This window comes from Chitinophaga sp. SYP-B3965 (assembly GCF_009647655.1).
In the GTDB taxonomy this organism is placed as follows: Bacteria; Bacteroidota; Bacteroidia; order Chitinophagales; family Chitinophagaceae; genus Chitinophaga.
In genome coordinates this window covers 170059-188044 of the sequence record NZ_WJFD01000007.1, presented here as the reverse complement: position 1 = coordinate 188044, position 17986 = coordinate 170059, and the positions used below count along the sequence as shown (strand labels likewise).

The following is a 17986-nucleotide window of genomic DNA, read 5'->3' as shown; positions in this document are numbered from 1 at the left end:
AAAAATTAGTTTTGTTGTACTGATTGGATTCCGTTTTTAAAAAAAGGTTACAAACTTTGTAACCTTTCCCAACAGGGTGATATCTAACAGGTATAATAATGGAAAAGATCATTTCGCAACCAGACGAGATCCTCATCCAACGGATATTAACCGGGGAAAAGGGACTCTTTGAACAAATCATTCGTCGTTATAATCAACGGCTGTTCCGTACGGGCATGGCCATTCTGAATCATGATGCCGAAACGGAAGATGCTATGCAAAGCGCTTATATCAATGCTTATGAGCATCTGGCGCAATTCGAAAAGAGGGCTGCATTTACCACATGGCTAACCCGGATCATGGTGAATGAATGTCTTAAGTTGAAAAAGAAGCGCCTTAACGAAACGGCAGAATTACCCGAAAATCACATTAACATGATAACACCGGCCCATGTATTGGTTAACAAGGAACTGAGCGGCCTGCTGGAAAATGCGGTGAGTCAACTGCCCGAGAAATACCGTCTCGTGTTTATGCTGCGGGAGATGGAAGAGATGTCTGTAAGGGAAACGGCTGAAGTGCTGACCATTGAAGAAACGAATGTGAAAGTACGCCTGAACAGAGCTAAAACCATGTTGCGGGAAAGCCTCAAGGACTACATAAAAGGAAACATTTATCATTTCCATCTCAGTCGTTGCGACCGGATGGTAAACAATGTAATGACTGCTTTACACCTTAAATAAACACTCATGAAACCTGTCATAAAAATAAAACGTGTTTATGATGAACCGTCGAAAGAAGATGGTTTCAGGATATTGATAGACAGATTATGGCCCCGTGGTTTTACAAAAGAAAAAGCAGCTGTTGATGAATGGGCGAAAGACCTGGCGCCTTCCTCCCCATTAAGGACATGGTTCAGGCATAGCGAGGCATTGTGGCCGGAATTTGAGAAGAAATACTTAGCAGAATTAAAAAAGAATGCAGCAGTGGGGGATTTTATCAAACAGCATAAAGATAAAAAGAAGATCACCCTGATCTTTGCCACGAAGGACCTTGAACATAATCATGCGATCGTTTTACAGAAATACTTAACCGGGCTCTTTTAATAATCTGTTCAAACTTCTCACAGAAATGCCCACGTATTCCGCCAAATCCTGTTTGGTGAAAGTGATCTTTTGCGCATCCAGCATGGTCAGCAACTGGGGCAATATTTCAGATAAAGTATACAATTGCTGCCGGGCGCTTTTGATGGAGGAATTGGCTACACGGGTAGCAAGGAGTTCTAGTATGACAATGTTGAAATCCGGCATGGTACGTAGAAGATCCAGGAACTGCGCATTGCTCATGATATATACCACCAGCGGTGTTACGGCTTCCACAGAACAGAGGGTTTGTTGTTTCCTGATGGCTTCAATTTCACCCAGTACTTCTCCTTCTCCCAAAAATTCCAAGATATAATCCTTTCCGTTATCTTCTGTAATAAAACATTTGGCAATGCCTGATCTGATGATGTAAACATTGGTCAATGACTCCCCCTGGTGAATGAGCCGCTGCCCCACACTGATATTTCGCTGGATGGTCTTGCCTTCCAGCGTTTCCATTAACTGAAGTAATTGCAGATTTTTTCTGATCATGTCCTAAATGGGACAAATGTCCTAAAAATCCCCTGAAACGGGGTTAATTTTGCTTTATGAAAGTTTTAGTTACCGGAAGCGCAGGGCATCTTGGCGAAGCGCTGGCCCGCACATTGAAAAATTTACAGTACGAAGTGGTGGGGTTAGATATTCTTCCTTCTCCTTTCACCACACATGTAGGATCCATTGTAAACCGTGATTTTGTGAAACGTTGCATGGAGGGCGTGCAAACAGTATTTCATGCAGCTACTTTGCACAAACCACATGTGGCTACACATAGCAGGCAGGACTTTATAGATACAAATATCACCGGCACATTGAACCTGTTAGAGGAATCCCTTGCAGCGGGTGTGAAGCGTTTTATCTTCACCAGCACTACAAGTGTTTTTGGTGATGCACTGGTGCCGCCTCTTGGATCTCCGGCGGCATGGATAACAGAAGCGGTTACTCCTGTTCCTAAAAATATTTATGGTGTAACAAAAGCAGCGGCGGAAGATCTCTGCCAGTTGTTTTTCAGGAATCACGGCCTTGCCTGTATTGTGCTCAGAACATCACGATTCTTTCCGGAAGAAGATGATCATAAAGATGTAAGGGAAACCTATGCGGATGCTAACCTTAAAGTCAATGAATACCTCTCCCGTCGTGTGGATATTGAAGATGCCGTGAGTGCACATTTAGCAGCTGCGGAGCGTGCAGAGCAGATCGGGTTTGGGAAATATATCATCAGTGCTACTACCCCATTTTTACCTGGAGACCTAACTGCATTGCGAACAGATGCTCCATCCGTATTAGCACGCTTATTTCCTGATTATTTGAAAGTGTATGCCTGGCTTGGCTGGCAGATGTTCCCAGGTATAGACAGGGTGTATGTAAATGAAAACGCGCGGCAGGAACTTGGCTGGGCGCCGCGGTATGATTTCCGGTATATCCTGCAACGGTTGCAATCCGGCGAAGGTGTGAGAAGCCCTATGGCAAAGCTCATCGGGGCAAAGGGATATCATGCTGAAGGTTTTCCTGAAGGGCCTTATCCTGTGAGGTAACAACAGCGGCAAGCAAAAAGCATTACCTTCGGCCGCATTATGAAGGCTTACTTTAATTTATTCGACTTCAGCCAAAAGGTAAATTACAAAAACGAGATCCTTGCAGGATTGACGGTAGCCATGACCATGATGCCGGAATCACTTTCTTTTGCTATCCTTGCTGGTCTCCCACCACTTGTTGGATTATATGCTGCATTTATGATGGGGCTGGTTGCCTCCGTTTTTGGTGGCAGGCCGGGTCTGATATCAGGAGGCGCGGGCGCTACCGTGGTTGTTTTGATCGCACTCATGAAATCCAATGGTATAGAATTCGTATTTGCAGCGGTAGCATTGGCAGGCCTTATACAAATCATCATTGGATTATTTAAACTGGGGAAGTTCATACGGCTGGTTCCTCAGCCGGTTATGTATGGATTCGTAAATGGCCTGGCGGTGATCATTTTTATGGCGCAGCTGGAGCAATTTAAAACAGGGTCAGGGTGGCTTTCAGGGAATTCCTTATACATCATGGCAGGGTTAGTACTCCTCACAATTGCCATTGTGATCATTCTTCCACGTATCACGAAAGCTGTTCCACCTTCATTAGTAGCTATTATTGTCATCTTTGCCCTGGTGTTTGTTTTTAATATTGATACCAAAACGGTAAAGGATATTGCCTCTGTAAGCGGAGGCTTTCCTCCTTTTCATATTCCTGCTGTTCCATTGAACCTGGCAACTCTGCAGATCATATTTCCTTATGCATTAATTATGGCCGGTGTTGGTTTAACGGAGGGTTTATTAACCGTGAACCTTGTTGATGAGATCACCGGTACCAGGGGAAACAGTAACAGGGAATGTATTGCACAGGGCAGTGCAAATATCTTTAATGGCTTTTTCTTCGGAATGGGTGGGTGCCCGATGATTGCTCAAACGCTGGTGAATCTTTCAGCGGGCGCAAGGGCCAGATTGTCTGGCATCATTGCTGCGCTGACCATCCTGCTGATCATATTATTCGGAGCCCCTGTTATTGAGCTGGTACCTATTGCTGCCCTTACAGGCGTGATGATCATGGTAGCGATCGGCACGTTTGAATGGGCCAGTTTCAGGATCATCAATAAAATGCCTAAGCAGGATATTTTTGTTGGAATGCTGGTAGCACTCATCACCATATACCTACATAACCTGGCGCTTGCCGTATTAATCGGTGTGATCATTTCTGCTCTGGTTTTTGCATGGGAAAGTGCCAAACGCATACGGGCAAAGAAATACGTGGATGCAAACGGTGTTAAACATTATGAGATCTATGGTCCGCTATTCTTTGGTTCTGTAACTGCATTCCATGAGAAATTTGATGTAACCGGCGATCCTAAAGAAGTGATCATTGATTTTAAAGACAGCAGGGTGGCTGATATGTCTGGCATAGAAGCATTGAATAAACTCACGGAAAGATATGCCAGAGAAGGTAAAAAATTACATTTACGTCACCTGAGTGATGATTGCAGGACTTTATTGAAAAATGCGGAGTCTGTCATAGAAGTAAACATCCTGGAAGATCCGCATTATAAGGTAGCGATAGAATAAATAGAAATGCCCCCAAAAGCGTCTGGCTCTTGGGGGCACTTCATTTAGGAAACCTTATTTAGCTGGTGTGATCACTATCTTTTTAAACTCAATCGGACCATGATCCCCCTGAATGTAAATGGGGCCTGGTGCTCCTTCATTACTATCTAATGCGCCACCGGTAATACCAGGGATCTCCTGGTTGCTGATCACCGTTTTACCATTCACTACCAGTGTTACCATGCGGCCGATCAGGGTGATGTCGTAAGACTGCCATGTATCCGGGCCAAGGGCTGCAATTTCACTGGGTGCCAGGAATCCATATACACCACTGAACAATACGCTGGATGGATGTGCATCTTTTGGACTGTCTTCTATCTGCACTTCATGACGGCCTCTTAAATAAACACCGCTATTGCTGCCTTTCTGATACCTGAATTCCACATGGAGTTTAAAATCGGTGAAGGTTTGCTCTGATATTAAGTTAGCGCCTGAATGAGGGCTGGTCAATACACCGCTTCTTACTTCCCACTGATTTTTACCTAATGCTTTCCAGCCGGTAAGATCTTTCCCATTGAATAAGCTGATCGCCTTACCCCAAACTGGTGCTGCGGTCCTTTTTAAATAAGGGGCTTTCACACCTTTCCAGTTGTACTTTTTTCCTTCGCTGGTAGTGATGGTTCCTTCCATGCCGCCAGCTGTTAATGCACCTTCGATCACAAAATCCTGGTTTCCACCTTCCCATTGTGGCGGGATAGCAAAGCTGAATTTGCCGTTATCGAAGTTTACTTTGGCTACAGGGCGGGCACTGCCGGAAACTCCTACAAAGTATCCTACCAAAGTACGGTTGCCGGATAATTTCACTTCCAGCCAGGAAGGGGCTGGCTTTCCATTCTCATCTATTGTAAGATCCCAACGTCCGATCAGGTCTTTGGAATCTGCAGGTGCTGTAACAGATAAAGCACTCGCTGCTGCGAGTGCTGATCCGGCTGAACCCAGGAGAGTTAAGCAACTCATGCCCAATACAAGGATTTCTTTACGCATATGTGTCTCTTTATTTTTTATCGTTTTTGTCCTTCGGAAAGGAGCAACAAGATAATATTTTTGCGGAAGAATCGGGCATTGAATTTGGCTATTTAGCCTTCAATACATTGTTAGCTGCTTCTATTACTACTTTGGCCACTGCGGCTGGCTGGGAGATGAATACTACGTGGCTGCCTTTTACCTCGGTCACCTTTGTATTGGAGCGTTTGTACATGTTCCGCTGAATCTCCGGAGCGATGCTTTTATCATCTGTAGCCACTACTGCATAGCTGGGTTTATCTTTCCAGGCGGCTTTGGTGATGGGGGTTATAAAACCTTTAGCATAAAAAGCGCCCTGGGAGGCATACATAAAATCAGCTTCTTCCTTACTCAGGTCTGCACAAAAGCCTGCATGGTACTTTGCTTTGTCGTAATAAACGATCCCTTTATCATCCGGAGGCAATACCCCATTTTCAGGAGCCGGAGGGGCTGTTTGTAACCATTGTACGGTTGTTTCTCCCTGGTCAGGCTGAAAAGCGGCGATATAAACCAGGCCAGCTACTTTTGGATGGTTGCCGGCTTCCGTAATTACCGTGCCGCCCCATGAGTGGCCTACCAGTATAACAGGGCCATCCTGTTTATCCAATGCCACTTTTGTTGCGGCCACATCATCTTCCAGTGAGCTTAAGGGGTTCTGTACCACGGTTACGTTGTAGCCTTTTTTGGTGAGGATGTTATAAAGGGGTTTGTATCCGGAGCCGTCTGCAAACGCGCCATGTACCAATACAACATTTTTTACGGTCTGGGCTTGAGTAACGATAGCTGAGCCAAGAACAGCGAATAAGATAGTCAGGGTAGCGAAAAGTTTGTTTTTCATCTTGTTTGTATGTTGATGTTTTTATGCTGCATCAACAGTACAAAGGTGCGATGGATAAGGGGTTTGAAAAATGTGGATACTTCCCGGAGTATTGTAATTATTTCCCTACTGAGTCTTTAACCCTGAATTCGCCTGGGGATAAGGAGGTGTGTTTCTTGAAGAAGTTGCTAAAATAGGCAGGGTCTTCAAAGCCCAGCTCATAGGTGATCTGCTTTACCGATTTCTTTGTATGATATAACAATCGTTTGGCCTCTATAATGATCCTGCCCTGGATCACCTGCAGGGGCGTTTTCTGGTTATAGAGTGCAAAAACGTTCGCTAATGTTTTGGGGGATTTATTTAAACACTGCGCATAATAATTAACGGAATGTTCCGTGCGGAAGCTACCTTCTACCATTAAATTAAACTTGCGGAACAGGTCAAGCCGATCGTCATGCAGTTGCGTGTCCGGAATGTGTTCTGATCTCGCTAATTTTGTTATTACGATGATCAGTCGTTTTAGTAACACGAGGACCATCTCCTTTTGGATATTGTCCTTCGTTTTTAACTCTTCTTTAAAAATGCTCAGCAGTAATTGCATTTTCTCCTGTGCCTGTTCATCCAAATGAACAAACATAGGGTTACCAAATCCAAATAAAAATCCCACGCAACTCACTTCCGCATCATGGTCCACAATGCAGTAGAATTCCCGATTGAACTGCCAGGCCACAATATCGGCGGCCTTTTCAAAATAGAAAGACTGATTGAACATGAGCGGCATGATCGTATGCGGCAGGAAATCATGTATTTCGCCGTCTATTGTTACGGTTTGTTTTTCGCCGCAATTCCAGGCTATGGTGAAATACTTCTTATACTGGTCCCTGGTATAAAAAAGACGGTCAAAATCCTGTTCACCTGCAAGCAGCAGGAGATCACCCCCGGTTTTTTGGTCTGTGATGGCTAGTTTCATGAGGGACTAAAGATAGGAATATTGTGTTTTACTAACGGTACTGGTCATTTTACCAATCCTGTACATCATTTGATAACCTTGAAACTCAACATTTTCGCAGAAATTGCCGAACTTTAGAGCCATTTTTCTCCTCCAGACCACTCTTTCATGAAAAAAGCAACCGGAAAAGACCATGCCCGTAGCAAGCCACCCGGATTAATGGGGCTTGTGAAGCCATACAAGGGATTGATCATCCTCCTTGTAGTACTGGCGATACTCAGCAATGGCCTGAATCTGATCATTCCCAAGATCATCTCCCATGGCATCGATGCCATAGAAAAAGGGCAGTTGACGCTGAGGACTATCATCATACAATTCTCGCTGACGGGGATCTTCGTTTTCATCTTCGCCTACCTGCAAAGCCTGGTGCAAACTTATGCTTCAGAGCGGGTGGCCAGGGATCTGCGGACCCGGTTGAGTGAACGGATATCCCGGCAAAGTTATGCGTACATACAGGAAACCAACCCTTCCCGTTTGCTCACGAACTTCACGTCCGACATAGATTCTATCAAGATGTTTGTGTCCATGGCCATTGTGTCCATCGCTTCTTCTGTGTTTATTATTATAGGAGCCAGTGTGCTCCTGTTTACTATAGATTGGCCGCTGGCACTGGTGGTACTAATGATCATCCCCATGATCGGCACTACTTTTTACCTGATCCTGAAAAGAGTAAGGGGGTTGTATATGAAGGCCCGCGAAGTGATAGACTGGCTGAACAAAGTGATCACAGAAAGTATATTGGGTGCCGCACTGATAAGAGTGTTGAATGCGCAGCAACCGGAGTATGATAAATTTGTAGCGGCTAATAAAGATGCGCGGAATATAGGGCTTTCTATCATGCGGTTATTTTCCTTACTGATACCGGTGATCTGGTTTTCAGCCAGCATGGCTACTTTATCCATCCTGGCGCTGGGTGGTCATTTTGTTATTACCGGCAGTATGAGCCTTGGTGACCTGGCAGCATTTAACGGTTATTTGTCCATGCTCATTTTTCCTATTATCCTGATAGGTTTCATGAGCAATGTGATCGCACAGGCAGGCGCATCTTATTCACGCATACAAGGTATATTGTCTACACCGGATCCTGTTGAACCAGGAACCGTTACCGAACTTCTCAACGGAGATATAGCACTCAACAACATCACACTGCAATACGGGCAAAAGTTCGTACTAAAGGATGTTTCCTTTTCCATTAAAGCCGGATCACGGACAGCTATCATTGGGCCTACCGCTGCTGGTAAAACACAATTGCTCTATCTGCTGACCAACCTGGTAAAACCGAATGCGGGTACGATCACTTATGATGACAGGGATATCAATGAATACCAGAAAGAGGCACTGCATCAGCAGGTAGGGCTGGTATTCCAGGACAGCATCATTTTCAATATCAGCCTGCGGGAGAATATTGCCTTTAATGAAATGGTTACAGATGCTGCCATGGATAAGGCTATTGAGACAGCGGCACTGAAAGATTTTGTAGCCTCTCTTCCTGATAAATTAAATACCATCGTTTCAGAACGCGGGTCCAGTTTATCCGGTGGCCAGAAGCAGCGGATCATGCTGGCGAGAGCATTGGCCATTCAACCGAAAATATTATTACTGGACGATTTCACAGCCAGGGTAGATAAAAATACAGAACAGCAAATCCTGGAGAATGTAGCACGCAACTACCCGGATATCACGTTACTTTCTGTTACACAAAAGATCGCCGATGTGGAACAGTATGATCAGATCATACTGCTCATGGAAGGAGAATTGGTGGCTAAAGGCACGCATCCTGAACTGATGCAAACCTGCCCTGAATATGTACAGATCTATCAATCACAACGCAGTACGAGTCATTATGAATTACAACCTGAATAAACCATCTACTAAAAAACCAAGCACCTGGGTTGCATTGAAAAAGCTGTACCAGTTCCTGGGGGCAGAGCAGAAAAACCTGCTGCAGGCCTTCCTGGCCGTGATGGTGAGTGCAGGTTTGAACCTTACTGGTCCTGTGTTGGCAGGATATGCTATTGACCATTACATTCAATCTAAGCAATACTCCGGTGTGCTGATGATCTGTGGTATATTGTTCGTGATGTACCTCATCGCATTTGGTGCCAACTATTTGCAGGGAAGGCTGATGGGTAGTATTGGACAACGTATGCTGTACAATTTGCGCAATGCTGTGTTTGGTAAGTTGCAGGAACTGCCGGTAGCTTTCTTTAACCAGAACAAGGCAGGTGATCTTATTTCCCGTATCAATAATGATACAGAAAAGGTGAACCAGTTCTTCTCTCAGTCGCTGATACAATTTTCCAGCAGTATCTTTATGATGATAGGCGCCGGCATCTTCCTATTGTCTATCAATTTCCGTTTAGGCGCTGCTTCTCTTTTACCGGCATTACTATTATTACTTTTCACACGACTCATCTCTCCCTGGGTAAGACGCAAGAATGCGGCCAATATGAAAAGTACGGGTGAGCTGAGTTCCGAGATACAAGAAAGCCTGAATAATTTTAAAGTGATCATTGCCTTCAATCGCCGGGATTATTTCAGGGAACGTTTTGAAGAAACGAATGCTAAGAATTACAAGGCTGCCATTGGAGCTGGTGTATCCAGCAATATCTTTACGCCGGTGTTTGGTTTCTCTGCACAGATCGGACAGATGATCGTACTGGTATATGGTATTTATATGATAGCCAGCGGGGATTTTACAGTGGGGTTATTGATCAGTTTCCTCGCTTATGTGACCAACTTTTATAATCCTATTCGTCAGCTGGCAGCTTTGTGGGCCAACTTCCAGGTAGCGTTAGCGGGTTGGGACAGGATAGCAGAGATCCTTTCCATGGAATCCAACCTGGAAACATTGCCGGCTACCACTTCCGTTAACGGAAATGGTTCCGTACTGGCTTTCCAGGATGTATATTTTGCTTACCCGGATGGGAAAGCGGTGTTGCATCATGTCAACTTTCAACTGGAACGTGGTAAGACCTATGCATTGGTAGGGCCCACCGGTGGCGGCAAAACTACTACGGCTTCTTTAATGGCCAGGTTATATGATCCCACAAAGGGCACCATACTGCTTAACGGAAAAGACCTTAGAACGTACGAACCTTCAGAACGCAGTGCCAGGATAGGTTTCATTCTACAGGAGCCCTTCCTGTTCAGTGGCACCATCCGGGATAATATCCTGTATGGCAATGAGCAATATAAAGCACTTTCCAATGAACAACTAACAGCAGTATTGCAGGAAGCCAACCTGGAAAGCCTCTTATCCCGGTTTGAGAATGGTTTGGAAACTCCTGTGCTGGCGAGTGGTGATGCTATTAGTCTCGGGCAGAAACAACTGATCGTTTTTATCCGCGCAATACTAAGGAAACCGGAACTGCTGATACTGGATGAAGCTACTGCTAACATTGATACGGTTACAGAACAGTTACTGGAAAGCATTTTAAAGAACCTGCCACCGGAAACTACACGTGTGATCATTGCGCACCGGCTCAATACAATTGAGAATGCGGATGAGATCTACTTTGTGAATGCAGGAGAAGTGCAACGGGCGGGGTCTCTTGATCATGCGGTGAATATGCTGCTGCATGAGAAAAGGGAGAGCTGATGGTATTAATCTACTATTGACCGGATCTTCTACCCAAAGTAGTTTTGGGTATGATACTTTTATTACACTACACCGCAGAAGACAATCCCCATTCCCGCTCGCCCATGATAGCAGACATGCTTTGCATGGGTGTGTCTATCTTATTCAGCAGTTCAATGGCATTGTTCACCTGGAATTTTTGAAACAGCTTTTGCCGCATATTCCTCACAGTGTTGTGGCTGATGCCTAATGTATAAGCGATCTCTTTAGTAGAAAGGCCTTGTTTCATGAGGGGGAGTAGTTCATTCTCCCTTGGAGAAAGCTGGCTGGCAGTTTCTGCGGACGCGTTAAACTCCATTACTTTTTTGTTCCCGTTATCTGTATAACCGGTCATCCTGATACCAGAGAAAGGTACTTCCTGGCTGATATCGCGGAGCAGCATGTAATAGAGGTTTAGATCATCTTTAACAGGGAGCATGGCTTTTTCATCATGGATGTGCATATACCTGCCATCCGGATGCTGCATCCTGTAATTGAAGATGAAGCGAAGTTTATGCCGTTCCTCCGGATCGGTTTCATGATACAGGCTGCCCATCCGTTGAAGGCCTTTACTGTAATCTTCCAGATCTGCAGGATGGAGCCGGCTAAAATAGACTTCCATATTCAATGCATTGGTTAAGATCTCTGCGTCAAAACCGAGAGCTTCCTGTGCATTATCGCTGATATAGAAAAAGCCAGTGTGCATGAATCGGCAAGTGCAGATCACCCAGCGGGGGAAGATCTTTTGGATATTAGAGAGGGTATGCATGATCTCATCATGAATGTCCTCCCGTTGAAGAAGACCGGGAATGGTGTATGCGACCATATTATTCACCTTTCTGGCAATTGCAAGTGGAGTGTGCATGGGGTACAATTAAAATAGTTATCGGCTGGCCGGTCAGTAGGTTAATCCGGCAATAACAAATCTATTCCCATTGTTTTTCCCCGGCAATCCCCAAATCTGGGGATACGGGGATAGTATTAATATACCATTGTACAGGGGCTGCGTTGCGGGTAATTTTGTGTCAGGAAGGATAGGAACCTGTGTCAGCAGGCAGCGCATAAAGGAAGGTGCTGCCTGCCCACAGGTTAAATACTTCAGGGACCCCAACATCGTAATAAATCAAAAAGAGATATGCAACGAACAATTATTAACCCCATCTACAAGGATACGGTCACGTTCCTTGAAACATCCGCGGAAACAGGTCATCAATATTCACTGGCAGAATTAACACTCATGCCTGGCGGTGGAAATCCCCCGCATCACCATACGGGGTTCACAGAAACATTTACAGCCGTAAAAGGTGTATTAGGATTACAGCTGCGTCATGAAAAGCTCTTTCTGAAACCCGGTGAACATTATGTAGTGCCCATTGGAGAAGTACATAACTTTTTCAATCCGGGGAAAGAGGAGATCGCTTTCACTGTAAAGTTCACGCCAGGTCATGAAGGGATGGAGTATGCATTGCGCATTGCTTATGGATTAGCAACAGATGGATTAACAGATAAGAAAGGAATGCCTAAAAGCCTGATAGCAGCTGCTTTGATCATGGAAATGGGAAATACTTATTTATCTGGTTTCTTTTCTTTATTAAAACCATTCTTTTCCTACTTAGCGGTGAAAGCGAAGAAAAAAGGCGTTGACAAAGCCTTGATCTTAAAATATTGTAAATAAAAAAACAACCCCAATGAGTACTAAATGGATTGAGTTGAGCCTTGCCATCACTACTTTTTTATCCGGGCTTTCCGGAGGCATTGGCTTCTTTACTGCCATGGGAGGAAATCCCGCCCTGGTAAAATTAAGCGACCACAGCTTTGCAGAATACTGGCAGCAGATAGACGGTTTTATGGGTGCCAGGATGCCCATATTCGGACCGCTTCTTTTATTCGCTGTTATGACCAGCACGATCCTGCTATTTAAAGAATGGCGGACGGTGTCCTTCTGGTTGATGTTATCTGCATTTTTTGTAGTGATAGGTGATATCGCTTTTACTTTAAATGTAAATCATCCGCTCAACCGGCTGATACAAGGCTGGGACCTGAGCAATCTTCCATCTGATGTACAGGACATCAAAATGAAAGTAATAAAGGCTTTTAACGTACGGCTATTACTGATGATGGGCGCCTTTTTCCTGGTGGTGTTATCCGTATGGCTGAGAAAAAAATGATTGTATGAATATCGCATTAACCCAACAGCAGCAACGTTTTACTGCTATCGATGTACTGCGCGGAGCAGTGATGCTGATCATGGCATTAGGTCACGTCCGCCATCTTTTACACTTACCAGCATTGACAGATGAGCCAACTAATCTCGCTACTACCACTCCCCTATTATTCTTTACGCGCTGGATCAGCCATTATTGTGCTGCTACTTTTATTTTCCTTGCCGGTATATCTATCCACATCATCGGACAGGGGAAAACGAAACGTGAACAAGGGGAATTTTTGATCACCCGCGGATTGTGGCTGGTGGTAGTTGAATTATTGATCGTTTCCTTCAGCCTCACTTTCCAGCCCAGCTATCCCATGTTTGTATTACAGGTGATCTGGGCTACAGGATGGAGCATGGTATTACTTGGACTATTGATCAGGACTTCCTATAAGGTGATACTTATAATAGGATGTATGCTTTTCTTCGGGCATAATATCCTGGATTATTTCCCATTGGCACAGGAGAATCTACTGTTGAAATTCCTGTTCACAACACATACGGACGCTTTTATAGTGAGCAACAGATCTGTTTTGCTGGTCTATGCCGTTCTGCCATGGACAGGTACTATGTTACTGGGATACGCATTTGGCGCTGTCTATAAAAAGGATGTTGATCCCCTGCGGCGGAGAAAGATACTGGTATCCGCAGGCATCGCTTTTATCCTCCTTTTCTTCTTGCTGCGCTTCATTAATCTTTATGGAGATCCGTCGCCCTGGTCACAACAAAAGAATGGGTTGTTTACGGTGATGTCATTTCTAAACGTGACGAAATACCCGGTATCACTGCAATATGGTTGTATGACGCTTGGTCCTGTTTTGCTATTGTTAGCCGCGTTGGAAAACAAGAAGGGTTGGGTAGCAGATCGGCTGGCTGTATTTGGGCGGGTGGCGTTCTTTTATTATGTACTTCATTTTTTCCTGATCCATGTTATTACCGGCGTGTTGTTCTTTGCCACCGGGCACACCTGGCATGAAGCCATCACAGCCAGTTCGCCATTTTTGTTCAGGCCATATGATTTTGGTTTTGATCTCGCGGTGGTGTATGCCATCTGGGTATTTGTGATCCTGCTGTTATATCTCCCTTGCAAATGGTTTGGCCAATTCAAACGGATGCACAAAGGGCAGTGGTGGTTAAGGTATGTATAATTCTTTTTCAATTTTAAATCAATAATTATGAAAGTTTTAATGGTCTCCATTGTAGCGATGATGTTCGCTGTTTTTCACCCCGAAGATAAACTTACAGGCAGATGGGAAACCAAACCCTCTGATAAAGGAACAGTAATGGGCCTGCTCTTTAAGTCCGACAGTAATTTTGAAGGATACATCAACAAGAAGCCATTTGTGTCCGGCACGTATACATACAAGGATGATACATTCACCTTCGTAGATAATGGCTGTGATGGTATGAAGGGTGTGTACAAGATCGAGTTCTTCAGTAATGTAGATTCTCTTCGGTTTAAACCCATTGCAGACAGTTGCGACAAAAGGCGGGAAAGAATGATCAGATTGGTGATGGGCAAAGTAAAATAGTGTGTATGAAACTGTTTGTTTTCTTAGCTATCGTTGTTCTCTTTGTTACGCAGGTTTCCTTCTATAGTAAGGAGCCTGCTAACAAGGCAGAATTAGGCGAACTGTTATTCTCTGATCCCATTCTTTCAAGGGACAGGACCATCAGTTGCGCCAGTTGCCATAAACCGGCATTTGCTTTTGCAGATACTTCTGCTGTAAGCCTGGGTGTCCAAGGTAGAAAAGGTGTGCGGAACACACCCTCTGCCATGAACATTACCTCACAACGTACATTCTTCTGGGATGGGCGAGCCAAAAGCCTGGAGGAACAGGCACTGGCTCCTATTGTAAATCCGGATGAGATGGACCTTCCCATCGCAACAGCCATTCAGCGGTTGAATGCGAATGAAAAATATAAGCTGTATTTCAGGAAGATATTTAACACTGCACCGGACAGTACAAACCTGGCAGCAGCACTTGCAGCTTTTGAACGTACGCTGGAAACCAGTGACAGTCCTTTTGATAATTGGAAGTTCTCCGGTGATGAACATGCGGTAAGTGATTCCGTGAAAAGAGGTTTTGCGATCTTCAATGAGAAAGGGAAATGTGTTAAATGTCATTTTGGTGCTGATCTTACAGCCAATGAATTCCGCAACATTGGTTTGTTCAATGGTTTGGAACTGAATGACAGCGGACGGGCTGTTATATCAGGGGATAAAAAGGAAACCGGTAAATTTAAAACTGCCGGTCTACGTAATGTAGCGATCACTGCTCCCTATATGCATAACGGGATGTTTAAGACACTTCGCGAGGTGATCGATTTTTATAATGAGCCTGATAAAGTTGTTACGAAGGGCATTGACAGGGATACTATACTGGCTAAGCCATTGGGACTCACTGAAGCTGAGAAGAAAGACCTGCTGACATTCCTTGTTTCATTAACGGATAAGCGATTTGCAAAGAGCCTTCGGTAAACCGGGGGCTCTTTGTTATATTTGTTTACATGAAAGCATTCTATACTTTGGTCATAACCCTGTTGTTCATCCACTGTAAAAGTAGCCGCGATACTTCTATTCCTTATCCAACACCTCCCCCTGCAGATTCCATCGTTTCTTTTTTACCAGGGATCGTTTGTTCCGGAGCGGATTCCATTGATTTTAATGCGGCCTTTTCTCCCGATGGCAAATCCTTTTATTTCACCCGGTCACAGAACAGGAAATGGGCTATTTATGTATCCCGTCACGATGGTACGCAATGGACGAAAGCTATCAAAGCTGCATTCAACGATACCGCTTATTCTATGGCAGACCCGGCCTTTGGACCTGATGGTTATCTTTACTTCATATCTGATCTGCCAAAGAATGCTTCGGATACGCTGCGGGATTTTGATATATGGTTTATCAAACCTTTAGCTGATGGTAAATGGGCAACGCCGGAAAACTTATCGTCTGTGAATACGGACAGTACAGAATATTACGTTTCCTTCTCCCCCGGCGGTGATCTGTATTTTGCTTCCTCCAGGATAGGGGGATATGGCCTTGAGGATCTTTATGTCAGCAAACTTGCAGACGGGAAATATGGTCAGCCTCAAAATCTTGGGCCTAAAATAAATACGGCTTATTCTGATCACGATCCATGTTTATCCCAACAGGAAGATTTTATGATCTATACTTCTGTGGATCGTAAAGAGGGACTTGGGGAAGGGGATCTCTACCTGGCCAGGAAAGACAAAAATGGGCAATGGGCCGAAGTACGGTCGATGGGTTTGCCGTTTAACACGAGTACTTATGAATACTGTTCTTATTTTTCGCCGGATTTCAGGTATTTCTTTTTTAGCAGCCGGCGGGATGTGAAGTGGATGAGGACGGAGACGTTGCTGAAATGGGTTAATTTATAAATTATCTATTATCTTTGATCATCAGGCAGGACTAGTTAATTCCCGAACTTATTACCCCAAAAGTGTTCATTTCCCAACCCCCAAAATCAGAAATTTATGGAATTCCCCAAAAGGATCATTAAAGCCGGTGAAACAGACCGCACTATTGTAAAAGCTATTCAGCAACGTTTATTGGCATTAGGCATCGGCGATTTTGAAGCCACAGGTACCTTTGGTCCTAAAACCACGGCCGCGGTTAAACAATTCCAGGCCTTACACCGTGACAGATTTGGTAATCCGCTTATCACGGATGGTAAGATTGGCTCCATTACCTGGGAGATATTGTTTGATAATGTAGCGCCTGTACAAAACGTTGCGCCTACCGGTTTATTGGCTAAAGCGATTGAAGTAGCTGAAAGCCAGATCGGTGTGATGGAAAAACCACCTGGCAGTAACAGAGGTGCAGAAGTGGATGCCTACCTGCGGAGTACCAATACGCCACTTGGCAGTTTCTGGTGTGCAGCATTTATATACTGGTGTTTTAATGAGGCCGCAGGTACACTCAGTATAGTGAACCCTGTTGTTAAAACGGCAGGTTGTCTGGCACACTGGAACAAAACACAAGCGACAAAGATCACCAAGGCTCAAGCCATCAATGATCCGATGCTGATCAAACCGGGTAGCATCTTCATTAAAGACCATGGTGGCGGATTAGGGCATACAGGCATAGTTACCGCGGTGAGTGATGGATTTATTGAAACGATAGAAGGTAATAGTAATCCTTCCGGTAGTAGTAATGGAATTGGGGTGTTCCGGTTAAAGTTCAGGAAGATCAATGCGATCGAGAAGGGGTTTATTATTTATGAATAATTATAAAAAGGGCAGCATTGTAATAATGCTGCCCTTCGTTCTTAAAAACCAAACCTCGCCGCTGCAGTAATATGCCCATCTTTTTTCTGTTGTACAAAGCCGATCAACTCCCAGCCTTTCTCATTAAAATCATTGGGTAAATTCATGATGATGCTTTTCCCGCTGTTCAGATCAACACGATGTAATTCGCGCACTATCTGCACATGAGATAAGTTCCTGCCTGAATTTTCACCGGCCTTTACATTGCTGTGTGCTGATTTCTGCACCAGGGCCAATACCAGTTCTGCTCCTTTCTCTTCTTTGATTCCTTTATACTCTACTTTCAGTTTACTCTCTTCTACCTTGCCCTCTAATATTAATGTGTTTTCTACCTGCTGATCCAAACCACTGGAAATGGCTCTTACAATAGGACCTTGATCTGAACCAACATGTTCGGTTGTTCCATTTATCACGATCTGTGGTGTATAAATGGTACGGAGCCCCAGCCAATCCGCATACTGGCGTTGTCTTTCTGAGAACATCCGGTTGCTGAACTTATCTTTCCAGCCCTGGTGGTCCCAATAATCAACATGGAAGGCCATAATGTAGATCTGCTGGTTCTTATTATCCCTTTCGATCTTTTCGATCAGTTCATCAGCCGGTGGACAGCTGGAACATCCTTCTGAGGTAAAAAGCTCCACTACTGCAAAACCTTTACTGTTTTCCATTGTTTGTATTTTTTTAATGACCTGTTTTTCCTGCAGACTCATGAATGCAGCTGATATAATTAATACGCCGGCTAAGCTACCGGCAAGCATCAGTGATTTCATATCCATTGTTATTTTTTG

Annotated in this window: 19 protein-coding genes; 13 read left to right on the top strand and 6 right to left on the bottom strand. The window is 44.4% G+C overall.

The genetic code is table 11. The features are described 5' to 3' along the window. Positions 1 to 98: 98 nt before the first annotated feature. Both GFS24_RS27065 and GFS24_RS27060 read left to right on the top strand, forming a co-directional pair. Positions 99 to 719: an RNA polymerase sigma factor gene (locus tag GFS24_RS27065; protein ID WP_153665283.1), complete on the top strand. Its 621-nt coding sequence runs from the start codon at positions 99 to 101 to the stop codon at positions 717 to 719. Between the two features lie 6 nt (positions 720 to 725). Beyond that, positions 726 to 1082 (top strand): DUF488 domain-containing protein, encoded by a 357-nt coding sequence (locus GFS24_RS27060; protein WP_153665281.1) that lies wholly within the window; start codon positions 726 to 728, stop codon positions 1080 to 1082. Here GFS24_RS27060 and GFS24_RS27055 read toward each other — a convergent pair. Then, positions 1065 to 1610, bottom strand: coding sequence for a Crp/Fnr family transcriptional regulator (locus tag GFS24_RS27055; RefSeq protein WP_153665279.1), 546 nt, complete (start codon positions 1608 to 1610; stop codon positions 1065 to 1067). The genes GFS24_RS27060 and GFS24_RS27055 overlap by 18 nt on opposite strands. A 56-nt stretch (positions 1611 to 1666) precedes the next feature. Between GFS24_RS27055 and GFS24_RS27050 the strand changes: the two genes are divergently transcribed. Together GFS24_RS27050 and GFS24_RS27045 are read left to right on the top strand one after the other, a co-directional pair. Continuing rightward, a complete protein-coding gene (locus GFS24_RS27050; protein WP_153665276.1) occupies positions 1667 to 2650 on the top strand; it encodes an NAD(P)-dependent oxidoreductase in 984 nt (327 codons plus the stop codon). Positions 2651 to 2689: 39 nt separating this feature from the next. Then, on the top strand, positions 2690 to 4210 hold the full coding sequence (locus tag GFS24_RS27045; RefSeq protein ID WP_153665274.1) for a SulP family inorganic anion transporter: 1521 nt from the start codon (positions 2690 to 2692) through the stop codon (positions 4208 to 4210). Between the two features lie 54 nt (positions 4211 to 4264). Here the strand turns inward: GFS24_RS27045 and GFS24_RS27040 are convergent, their stop codons facing one another. The 3 genes from GFS24_RS27040 to GFS24_RS27030 all read right to left on the bottom strand — a co-directional run bounded on the left by GFS24_RS27040 (position 4265) and on the right by GFS24_RS27030 (position 7038). After that, a complete protein-coding gene (locus GFS24_RS27040) occupies positions 4265 to 5233 on the bottom strand; it encodes a DUF1080 domain-containing protein (RefSeq protein ID WP_153665272.1) in 969 nt (322 codons plus the stop codon). 88 nt (positions 5234 to 5321) lie between these two features. Continuing rightward, positions 5322 to 6089 (bottom strand): alpha/beta hydrolase, encoded by a 768-nt coding sequence (locus tag GFS24_RS27035; RefSeq protein WP_153665270.1) that lies wholly within the window; start codon positions 6087 to 6089, stop codon positions 5322 to 5324. Between the two features lie 97 nt (positions 6090 to 6186). After that, entirely contained in the window at positions 6187 to 7038 is an 852-nt protein-coding gene (locus GFS24_RS27030) for a helix-turn-helix domain-containing protein (protein ID WP_153665268.1), read from the bottom strand. A gap of 147 nt (positions 7039 to 7185) precedes the next feature. On the opposite strand from GFS24_RS27030, the gene GFS24_RS27025 reads away from it, so the two are divergent. Continuing rightward, positions 7186 to 8940: an ABC transporter ATP-binding protein gene (locus GFS24_RS27025; protein WP_153665266.1), complete on the top strand. Its 1755-nt coding sequence runs from the start codon at positions 7186 to 7188 to the stop codon at positions 8938 to 8940. Continuing rightward, positions 8882 to 10678, top strand: a complete 1797-nt coding sequence (locus GFS24_RS27020; protein ID WP_253906606.1) for an ABC transporter ATP-binding protein — start codon at positions 8882 to 8884, stop codon at positions 10676 to 10678. Before GFS24_RS27025 ends, GFS24_RS27020 begins: the two co-directional genes overlap by 59 nt. A gap of 67 nt (positions 10679 to 10745) precedes the next feature. Here GFS24_RS27020 and GFS24_RS27015 read toward each other — a convergent pair whose 3' ends face one another. Beyond that, entirely contained in the window at positions 10746 to 11561 is an 816-nt protein-coding gene (locus GFS24_RS27015; RefSeq protein WP_153665264.1) for a LuxR C-terminal-related transcriptional regulator, read from the bottom strand. A 270-nt stretch (positions 11562 to 11831) separates the two neighbouring features. Here GFS24_RS27015 and GFS24_RS27010 point away from each other — a divergent pair, with 270 nt between their 5' ends. The 7 genes from GFS24_RS27010 (at position 11832) to GFS24_RS26980 (ending at position 17159) form a co-directional block, all read left to right on the top strand. Next, positions 11832 to 12371, top strand: coding sequence for a cupin domain-containing protein (locus GFS24_RS27010; RefSeq protein WP_153665262.1), 540 nt, complete (start codon positions 11832 to 11834; stop codon positions 12369 to 12371). Between the two features lie 13 nt (positions 12372 to 12384). After that, a complete protein-coding gene (locus GFS24_RS27005) occupies positions 12385 to 12864 on the top strand; it encodes a DUF1772 domain-containing protein (RefSeq protein WP_153665259.1) in 480 nt (159 codons plus the stop codon). Between the two features lie 4 nt (positions 12865 to 12868). Continuing rightward, positions 12869 to 14053, top strand: coding sequence for a DUF1624 domain-containing protein (locus tag GFS24_RS27000; protein ID WP_153665257.1), 1185 nt, complete (start codon positions 12869 to 12871; stop codon positions 14051 to 14053). A 27-nt stretch (positions 14054 to 14080) separates the two neighbouring features. Beyond that, positions 14081 to 14437, top strand: coding sequence for a hypothetical protein (locus GFS24_RS26995; RefSeq protein ID WP_153665255.1), 357 nt, complete (start codon positions 14081 to 14083; stop codon positions 14435 to 14437). A 5-nt stretch (positions 14438 to 14442) separates the two neighbouring features. Continuing rightward, positions 14443 to 15387 (top strand): cytochrome-c peroxidase, encoded by a 945-nt coding sequence (locus GFS24_RS26990; RefSeq protein ID WP_153665253.1) that lies wholly within the window; start codon positions 14443 to 14445, stop codon positions 15385 to 15387. A 29-nt stretch (positions 15388 to 15416) separates the two neighbouring features. After that, on the top strand, positions 15417 to 16310 hold the full coding sequence (locus GFS24_RS26985) for a PD40 domain-containing protein (RefSeq protein ID WP_153665251.1): 894 nt from the start codon (positions 15417 to 15419) through the stop codon (positions 16308 to 16310). Positions 16311 to 16406: 96 nt separating this feature from the next. After that, entirely contained in the window at positions 16407 to 17159 is a 753-nt protein-coding gene (locus tag GFS24_RS26980) for a CHAP domain-containing protein (protein WP_153665249.1), read from the top strand. Between the two features lie 41 nt (positions 17160 to 17200). On the opposite strand, the gene GFS24_RS26975 is transcribed toward GFS24_RS26980, so the two are convergent. Next, entirely contained in the window at positions 17201 to 17968 is a 768-nt protein-coding gene (locus GFS24_RS26975; RefSeq protein ID WP_153665247.1) for a thioredoxin family protein, read from the bottom strand. Between the last annotated feature and the right edge of the window lie 18 nt (positions 17969 to 17986).

Bases quoted from the DNA above. Each gene is read 5' to 3' on its own strand.
- GFS24_RS26990 (WP_153665253.1), top strand. From the start codon at position 14,443: ATGAAACTGTTTGTTTTCTTAGCTATCGTTGTTCTCTTTGTTACGCAG.
- GFS24_RS27015 (WP_153665264.1), bottom strand. From the start codon at position 11,561: ATGCACACTCCACTTGCAATTGCCAGAAAGGTGAATAATATGGTCGCA.
- GFS24_RS27045 (WP_153665274.1), top strand. From the start codon at position 2,690: ATGAAGGCTTACTTTAATTTATTCGACTTCAGCCAAAAGGTAAATTAC.
- GFS24_RS27025 (WP_153665266.1), top strand. From the start codon at position 7,186: ATGAAAAAAGCAACCGGAAAAGACCATGCCCGTAGCAAGCCACCCGGA.
- GFS24_RS26995 (WP_153665255.1), top strand. From the start codon at position 14,081: ATGAAAGTTTTAATGGTCTCCATTGTAGCGATGATGTTCGCTGTTTTT.
- GFS24_RS27050 (WP_153665276.1), top strand. From the start codon at position 1,667: ATGAAAGTTTTAGTTACCGGAAGCGCAGGGCATCTTGGCGAAGCGCTG.
- GFS24_RS26980 (WP_153665249.1), top strand. From the start codon at position 16,407: ATGGAATTCCCCAAAAGGATCATTAAAGCCGGTGAAACAGACCGCACT.
- GFS24_RS27020 (WP_253906606.1), top strand. From the start codon at position 8,882: ATGTACAGATCTATCAATCACAACGCAGTACGAGTCATTATGAATTAC.
- GFS24_RS27005 (WP_153665259.1), top strand. From the start codon at position 12,385: ATGAGTACTAAATGGATTGAGTTGAGCCTTGCCATCACTACTTTTTTA.
- GFS24_RS27065 (WP_153665283.1), top strand. From the start codon at position 99: ATGGAAAAGATCATTTCGCAACCAGACGAGATCCTCATCCAACGGATA.
- GFS24_RS27010 (WP_153665262.1), top strand. From the start codon at position 11,832: ATGCAACGAACAATTATTAACCCCATCTACAAGGATACGGTCACGTTC.
- GFS24_RS27060 (WP_153665281.1), top strand. From the start codon at position 726: ATGAAACCTGTCATAAAAATAAAACGTGTTTATGATGAACCGTCGAAA.
- GFS24_RS27055 (WP_153665279.1), bottom strand. From the start codon at position 1,610: ATGATCAGAAAAAATCTGCAATTACTTCAGTTAATGGAAACGCTGGAA.
- GFS24_RS27000 (WP_153665257.1), top strand. From the start codon at position 12,869: ATGAATATCGCATTAACCCAACAGCAGCAACGTTTTACTGCTATCGAT.
- GFS24_RS26985 (WP_153665251.1), top strand. From the start codon at position 15,417: ATGAAAGCATTCTATACTTTGGTCATAACCCTGTTGTTCATCCACTGT.
- GFS24_RS27035 (WP_153665270.1), bottom strand. From the start codon at position 6,089: ATGAAAAACAAACTTTTCGCTACCCTGACTATCTTATTCGCTGTTCTT.
- GFS24_RS27030 (WP_153665268.1), bottom strand. From the start codon at position 7,038: ATGAAACTAGCCATCACAGACCAAAAAACCGGGGGTGATCTCCTGCTG.
- GFS24_RS27040 (WP_153665272.1), bottom strand. From the start codon at position 5,233: ATGCGTAAAGAAATCCTTGTATTGGGCATGAGTTGCTTAACTCTCCTG.
- GFS24_RS26975 (WP_153665247.1), bottom strand. From the start codon at position 17,968: ATGAAATCACTGATGCTTGCCGGTAGCTTAGCCGGCGTATTAATTATA.